The sequence below is a fragment of the Acinetobacter sp. CIP 101966 genome, from assembly GCF_000369725.1.
GTDB lineage: Bacteria > Pseudomonadota > Gammaproteobacteria > Pseudomonadales > Moraxellaceae > Acinetobacter > Acinetobacter lwoffii_Q.
This window is the reverse complement of the sequence record NZ_KB850157.1, coordinates 1-6,769: the sequence shown is the minus strand read 5'-3', so window position 1 is coordinate 6,769 and position 6,769 is coordinate 1. Positions and strand designations below refer to the sequence as shown.

Sequence of the window (6,769 nt, the reverse complement as noted above, 5' to 3'; positions counted from 1 at the left end):
TCCAGGTACACTCACCACACCGCCGCGGCGGACCGCTGCAATACATTGTCTTAACGCTGAACCACTCGAACCTTCTAATTTCAGGTTAGTCATTACGGTTTCCAGCATGCTGCCTTTGGCTTCAAAACCGACCGCATCAATGACGGCATCGACTCCACGATAACCCGTGGTATTTTGAATGATAAATTCAGCGGCATCGACTTCATCAAAATTGACCGGAATCACCCCATAGGTTTGATGTGCGAAACTCAGACGATAAGGATGGTGATCGACCATAAAAATCTGCTCGGCACCGAGCATCCGCGCACAGGCAGCAGCCAGCAGACCAACTGGGCCAGCACCATAAATCGCCACACTGGAACCTCGACCAACTTGGGCATTGTTCACTGCTTGCCAGGCGGTTGGTAGAATATCGGTCAGGAATAATACTTTTTCATCAGGCAGGGAGCCTGGCACTTTAAATGGTCCGACATTGCCCTTGGGGATCCGCACATATTCAGCTTGACCACCCGGTATACCACCATATAGATGGCTAAAGCCAAATAAAGCTGCCCCTGGTGGAATCTGTTTTTTATTGAGAATTGCACCACGGCCGGTATTGGTATTTTCACAGGAAGCCATGAGTTCATGTTCACAGAAAAAACAGTGACCACATGCAATCACGAAAGGAATAATGACCCGGTCGCCTTTTTTGACTTCGGTGACTTCAGGGCCGACTTCTTCTACAATTCCCATAAATTCATGGCCGAAAATATCGCCATCTTCAGTGGCCGGAATTTTACCCCGGTATAGGTGCAGATCTGAGCCACAGATGGCAGTCGCTGTCACCCTTAAAATGACGTCATCTGGTTCCTGAATCACTGGATCTGGAACGGATTCAACTCGTACATCCCGAGCACCATGATAGGTAAGAGCACGCATGCGGATTTCCTCTCTCTAGTTCAACATTAAACAGACTCGTATCAAGGCTGCCAAAAATAAAAAACACTTTTATTATAGCCTTATGCGCCAAGAAATCGCTGTAAATTAATGTATGAAATAAGACATCCGAGTGTTTAAAAAATAAATTTATATAGGGTTTACGTAATTCGTGATCTTATGTGTCGAATGAATAGAAAAGAACAGAATTAAAGAAACACCTAGATTGTTAGAACCCATTTCTAGCTACCTTACCCATATTGGATAGGAGCTTTGTGGCAAAATAGAGTGAACTCGATAAAAAATGAAACCCTCTAATTCTTGTTTTAATTATTTTTCTAACTAAGAATTAGAGGGTTAATTTCTTTACCTCTGGAGTTTTATAATTATTGTTATAAAATTTATTAAATCACTTATTGCTCAAATAATCTTCACAATCTGATCATTCACTCATGGATAAGTGTGATGGAAATCACAAAATCAATCAGATCTAAAAATCACACAATTACACTATTTATGATGAGCGAATTGCTCTTTTAATTTTCTGATCAGTCTTGTATTGCGACAAAGCATAGACCGCCCAGATCGCAGCCGGGATCCAACCTAGAACTGTAATCTGAAGTAGCAAACAAATGATGCCTGCAAATGGTCGTCCTATGGTGAAAAACAGTAGCCAGGGAAAAATTAAGGCAATTAGTAATCTCATTTCAAATTCCTATGTATCTTTTCAAGAAATTAGTAATTAACTGCCGACAGATCAAACAGCTTACGATCTCTTTCATCCGTTAAATACTTATCCATCTGAGCAATTAGTTTTGCTCTGGCTTGTTCATCATCTTCGGTAATTTTCAACATGCAGGATCCGATTAAAATCTTGCGTCTGGTATCGTCCTTTCGTGCCTGCTCTTTCTCTTTGGCACGTTCTCTTGCCAGTGCTGCCTGTCTTTGAGCCTTTAACTGCTTTAGCTTTTCTTCCTGTGCCTTGATTTTGCTGTCTAGTGTTTCAGTAACGCTCATTAATCCAATACCATCATTCTGGGAAACCATCCCTAACATAAGCGCACTTGAATATGCATTCAAGGTGCTATATGTGTAGTAATGTTTTCCTCGAAGAGCGCACTTATGCAAACTTCGTTTGCAAGTACGATTGGGGAGACCCCAATACCCCGACAACCGTATTCACGGTTGTATTTCACGACGTGAAAATTTAAAAGCGAAAAATAGGCATGGCGATTTACCACTTTTCAGTCAAAACCGTAGCACGATCAGCAGGGCGTTCTGCCACTGCTGCAATCGCCTATCGGGCCGGTGAAAAGATTTATTGTGAACGTGAAGGCCGAGAACATGACTACAGCCGAAAAACTGGCGTGGAATATAAAGAAATTTATTTACCCGAAGGCGCACCAAAGCATTTAAAAAACCGGGAAAAACTCTGGAACGAAGTTGAACAACGAGAAACCCGAAAAAACTCGACAGTCGCCCGGGAATTTGAAATTGCTTTTCCAAGTGAGTTGAACCAGGAACAGCGCCTGGCCATGCTCGAAGAGCTATGCGCCAGTATCGTGGACAGACATCAGGTGGCGGTCGATGCCTGTATCCATGCACCGCATACTGGATCCGGTAGCGATGAACGCAATTATCACGCCCATATCCTGATGAGCACACGCAAACTCACGCCTGAAGGTTTTACAGAGAAAACCCGAGAACTGGATCAGAAACACAGTGGAGAAATTGAACACTGGCGCGAACACTTTGCCGATATCTGCAATATGCACCTAGATCTGGCCGGATACACCGCCCGAGTCGACCACCGCAGCTACAAAGACCAGGAGAATGGCCTGGAAGCCACCCTGCACGAAGGGCCGAAAGTCACTGAACTGCGCCGAAAAGGGATTGAGACCGAAATCAGCCGAAGCAATGATGAAATCAAACAGAGAAATCAGGCCCAGCTACAATACGGCAAAAATATGGATCTGCTGATTGCTGAAAATGAGATCAAACTCAGTACACTTAAAACTGAACAGCAGATCCAAATCAAAAATAGCGCTAAAACACCACCAATTGACGAAAAAGCCCTATTCGAGGAAAAACAGAGGGAAACCCTTGGCAAAGTGCTAAAACGCGAAATCAGCGCAAAAGACGCGAATCTAGACCTGGATTTCATGCAGCAGCATCTAGAGAAGGCCGAAAAGACCCTGAGCAAGCAACACAAACATCAAAACGAGTTCAATCAGCAGCTCGCCCAGGAGATCGTGAAAAGCGGACTCAAGCAAAGTCATGACAAATTACAAAGCCTGGTCGATCAACACAACGAATTAACCCAGAACAAACCCTTACTGTTTGGAAAAAAAGCCTGGGAAACCCAACGTGACGAGATTTACCAGGAACACAAAAAGCTGAAAGGTCAGCATGAACACCAGAAAAAACATGGTGTGAAGGACTTATTAGACAATGAAAAGTTCAAAGAACATGCCTGGAAGCAGTACCAACAACAACATCCGGCCAAAGCCAAGCAATACCAGACTCTATACCCATCCTACCAAGTCATTAAAAAATGTGTGGATGAGATCAAAGCAGAACAACAGATGAAACTCAGACAAGAACAACAGCTCAAAGCACAGCAACATGTGCCAAAAATGAAATCTCGTGGCATGAGTCGTTAAACAGAGCGAGTGTCTACGAGCGAACTGAGAAAATTTGCCCTTCCCTTTCCCTGATTACAAGCTCCCTATCCATTAATCACCTACCCTACAGAGCATCCCGCATGGGTGCGAACTTTCCAAGTTTGATTCCTAAATCGAGCGTAGCGAGAAAAAAAGCTCATGAGCGAAGCGAATTCCGAGCTGCTTTTGATCTTGCTTTTGCTTTTTCTCAAATTCACGAAAATATGAACCAAAAATTGCCCCGACGAATCGAGCGAAAGCGAGATTCAATAGAGTTTGAGCGAAGCGAAAACCAAGGGCAATTTTCATGAATTTTCTTTTCTATTTTATATTTATAATATTTAATATTTGAATCATGTTTTCTTTTTTATTTTCAATAGATTATGATGGCATAAACATAGGTTTTATCCGTTTCAAACATAGGTTTTATCCGTATAAACATAGGTTTTATCCGTTTCAAACATAGGTTTTATCCGTTTCAAACATAGGTTTTATCCGTATAAACATAGGTTTTTATTTTACTATTTAAATGAGTATTGTTATGATGATTCCCTAAGTGAAAAATTTATCTAGATTTTGGTAAATCCATATAATGTTTATAGGGAAATAAGAATGAGCCGTTCAGAAAATTTAGACATGTCGATTCTTGTCTCTAAAGCAAATGATTTAGTAAAAGCTCATTATAAAATGACTGTTGTTGAGCACAGATTGTTCAATATCGCTTTATCAAAAATTCGTTCTAATAAGATTACATTAGATAATAATGTACCAATTACCATTTCAGCTCATGAATATGCAGATCTGTTTTCAGACACCATAGATGGCGGTTATAAAGCCCTTAGAACGGCTGTAGATACTTTATTTGAACGCCAGTTCACATTAGAGCGAGAAATCTCAAATACTAAAAAACACGTTAGAACATATAGATTTATTCAAATGAAGGGATATCTTGAAGGTGAAGCTAGAATTGAAATTCAATTTGCTAATGACGTCTTACCATTTGTAAGTGAGCTGGCTAATAAATTTACTCAAATTGATCTTCAACATACGGTTGATTTAAGCAGTCAATATGCCAATCGCTTATATGAAATTCTTAAAGAAGTGCAGAACTATAAAGAGCAAAAAGTTTTTCTAGAGTTGGACGATCTTCGATCTAGGTTCGGTATCGAAAATAAATATAAAACTATGTCAAATCTAAAAGACAATGTCCTGGACTTAGCTGTCACTCAAATAAATAAGAGCAAAGCCTGCGATATATATAACCTTCAATATACTAATAAGAAGGCAGGGAAAAAAATTATAGGATTTGAGTTTACCTATAAAATTAGAAAGCAATCAAAGAAGTCAGATATAGCTATACAACCTATAGTTTTAAAAATGACTGATTCGCAACGTTATCTTTTTGCTAATAAACTCTCTGGGCTTACCGAGATGAATAAATATTCTCAAGGTACAGAAAGTTACTCTCAATTTGCTGTTCGTATTGCCGAAATGTTGCAGGATCCACTTAAAATTGAAGAATTACTGCCATATCTAAAGAAAGTAGGATTTAATACAAAATAAACTTCATGTTCAGATTGGATGTTCACATGAACATCCTTGTACACGCACTGAGGGATTACATTGAACACAACAAAATTCAGCGTCATGGATGCAAGTAAAGCCTTTAAAAAATCACGTACAACAATATATGAGGCTTTAAAAAATGGTGAATTATCAAGAGATCATGATGGTCTTATAGACTTATCTGAACTTATCAGAGTTTATGGCAATCCAGTCGGTGTTCAGTCCAGTACACGTACTGAACAAGTTCACAAGGATGTACAAGTACACGTTCAATCTGAGGTTGAAAGTGTATTAAAAGATCAAATTTCTTTACTCAAAAATCAGTTAGATTTAGCAAATCAAAGAGAAAAGTCTTTGATGCAACATATTGAAGATCTTACTCATAGAATTGAGTTTAAAGGCACCTTAGAACAGCCAAAACAAGAAAATATTAATCAGCTAGATGGATCTACTAATTCGAATATAGCAACAGATCCTCGGTCACAGGCTGAATCGAACTATGACGGATTGACTACTTCAGAGAATAAACGTATCCCTGTTCCAGAACACGTTGAGCCTGAGCCTAAGAAGAGAAGCTTCCTGAGCCGTTTTTTCCTTCCCTATGGTTAACCAGGACTCCAATTTTGTGATGAGCCAATTTCAGTGTAAGCACATGAAATAGTGACTCATCACAAAATCGGATGATGTTTATTAAAACTGACTAAAAGTGTGGAACATAAAAAATTAAAAAGTTGCCGCCCTGTTGCTCTATGATTCAAGGCGGCAACCTCTAATATAATAATTTTGAAGGAAAAAACAGTTGTATTTCGTATAAGGTGTATTATGTTAATTTTAGAATATAGAATTTAAAAAAGTCTAGCTTATTGATAATAGGATTTTTAATAATATTTATAAAAATCAATAATAATGGAGTTAAATTTTTATAATTTTAATTAAACTTTGATTAATATATTTTACTAATTTTTTTAATTTTTCCTCCGGTTTTCCTTTGCAATGAACTCTAAAGCAATGCATATCTCCTTGATAATAAATTACATAGAAAAAAGTTCCTACGGGTTTCTCTTTTGTTTCGGAGCCTCCTCTTTTTAAAAGTCCCGTACAGGCTATATATAAATCAGAATTAAAAATTTTAATTGCTTTTTTTACTAACTCTTGTGTGACTTCCATTGATTCAGGAGTATATTTTTCTATAAATTCACGTTTTATTTTTAATATATTTTCCTTAACTTTCATGTCATAGCATACTAAACCACCATATAAAATATCACCAGAATATTTATTCTGAGAAAAACGATAAGCTAAGTAACCTGCTGACGCACTTTCAAGAAAAGTAATACTGATACTTTTCTTAGCAAGTAACTTTACACACTTATTCATACCCTCCTCCATCTTCTTTATAAATGATTCAATTTTCAAAATTAAAGACGCAGATTAACTATCTGCGTCTTTAACTACTCACAAAAAAATTTCAACTATCGAGAAGTAAATCGTCCTTGTTCATCACGGGGAGGATTACTTCCACGTCCTCGGCCACCAGAGCGGCTACCGCGATCATCATCGTCGTCATCACGGCTGCGACCACGTCCTCGGCCACCAGAGCGGCTACCGCGATCATCATCATC

8 protein-coding genes are annotated in these 6,769 nt (G+C 38.8%); 3 read left to right on the top strand and 5 right to left on the bottom strand.

Annotated elements, in window-relative coordinates; genetic code table 11:
- The 3 genes from F891_RS00085 to F891_RS00075 form a co-directional block, all read right to left on the bottom strand.
- Nucleotides 1-921, bottom strand: a 921-nt coding sequence (locus F891_RS00085) for an alcohol dehydrogenase catalytic domain-containing protein (protein ID WP_005261371.1), incomplete at its 3' end; no start/stop codon positions are given.
- 511 nt (nucleotides 922-1,432) lie between these two features.
- Entirely contained in the window at nucleotides 1,433-1,624 is a 192-nt protein-coding gene (locus F891_RS00080) for a YqaE/Pmp3 family membrane protein (protein ID WP_004282089.1), read from the bottom strand.
- 29 nt (nucleotides 1,625-1,653) lie between these two features.
- Entirely contained in the window at nucleotides 1,654-1,935 is a 282-nt protein-coding gene (locus F891_RS00075; protein ID WP_071851970.1) for a mobilization protein, read from the bottom strand.
- A gap of 209 nt (nucleotides 1,936-2,144) precedes the next feature.
- On the opposite strand from F891_RS00075, the gene mobQ reads away from it, so the two are divergent.
- On the top strand, nucleotides 2,145-3,581 hold the full coding sequence (gene mobQ, locus F891_RS00070) for a MobQ family relaxase (protein ID WP_005261370.1): 1,437 nt from the start codon (nucleotides 2,145-2,147) through the stop codon (nucleotides 3,579-3,581).
- Between the two features lie 129 nt (nucleotides 3,582-3,710).
- Here the strand turns inward: mobQ and F891_RS17980 are convergent, their stop codons facing one another.
- A complete protein-coding gene (locus F891_RS17980) occupies nucleotides 3,711-3,890 on the bottom strand; it encodes a hypothetical protein (protein WP_005261369.1) in 180 nt (59 codons plus the stop codon).
- A 303-nt stretch (nucleotides 3,891-4,193) separates the two neighbouring features.
- On the opposite strand from F891_RS17980, the gene repM reads away from it, so the two are divergent.
- Together repM and F891_RS00055 are read left to right on the top strand one after the other, a co-directional pair.
- Nucleotides 4,194-5,144, top strand: coding sequence for a replication initiation protein RepM (gene repM, locus F891_RS00060; RefSeq protein ID WP_005261368.1), 951 nt, complete (start codon nucleotides 4,194-4,196; stop codon nucleotides 5,142-5,144).
- Between the two features lie 60 nt (nucleotides 5,145-5,204).
- Nucleotides 5,205-5,756: a plasmid replication DNA-binding protein gene (locus F891_RS00055; RefSeq protein ID WP_262443130.1), complete on the top strand. Its 552-nt coding sequence runs from the start codon at nucleotides 5,205-5,207 to the stop codon at nucleotides 5,754-5,756.
- A 303-nt stretch (nucleotides 5,757-6,059) separates the two neighbouring features.
- Here the strand turns inward: F891_RS00055 and F891_RS00050 are convergent, their stop codons facing one another.
- On the bottom strand, nucleotides 6,060-6,524 hold the full coding sequence (locus F891_RS00050) for a CinA family protein (RefSeq protein WP_005261365.1): 465 nt from the start codon (nucleotides 6,522-6,524) through the stop codon (nucleotides 6,060-6,062).
- Nucleotides 6,525-6,769 lie beyond the last annotated feature (245 nt).

What these genes read in the sequence shown, in the direction of transcription:
- F891_RS00080 (WP_004282089.1), bottom strand. Translation starts at nt 1,624, where the DNA reads ATGAGATTACTAATTGCCTTAATTTTTCCCTGGCTACTGTTTTTCACC.
- F891_RS00075 (WP_071851970.1), bottom strand. Translation starts at nt 1,935, where the DNA reads ATGAGCGTTACTGAAACACTAGACAGCAAAATCAAGGCACAGGAAGAA.
- mobQ (WP_005261370.1), top strand. Translation starts at nt 2,145, where the DNA reads ATGGCGATTTACCACTTTTCAGTCAAAACCGTAGCACGATCAGCAGGG.
- F891_RS17980 (WP_005261369.1), bottom strand. Translation starts at nt 3,890, where the DNA reads ATGAAAATTGCCCTTGGTTTTCGCTTCGCTCAAACTCTATTGAATCTC.
- repM (WP_005261368.1), top strand. Translation starts at nt 4,194, where the DNA reads ATGAGCCGTTCAGAAAATTTAGACATGTCGATTCTTGTCTCTAAAGCA.
- F891_RS00050 (WP_005261365.1), bottom strand. Translation starts at nt 6,524, where the DNA reads ATGAATAAGTGTGTAAAGTTACTTGCTAAGAAAAGTATCAGTATTACT.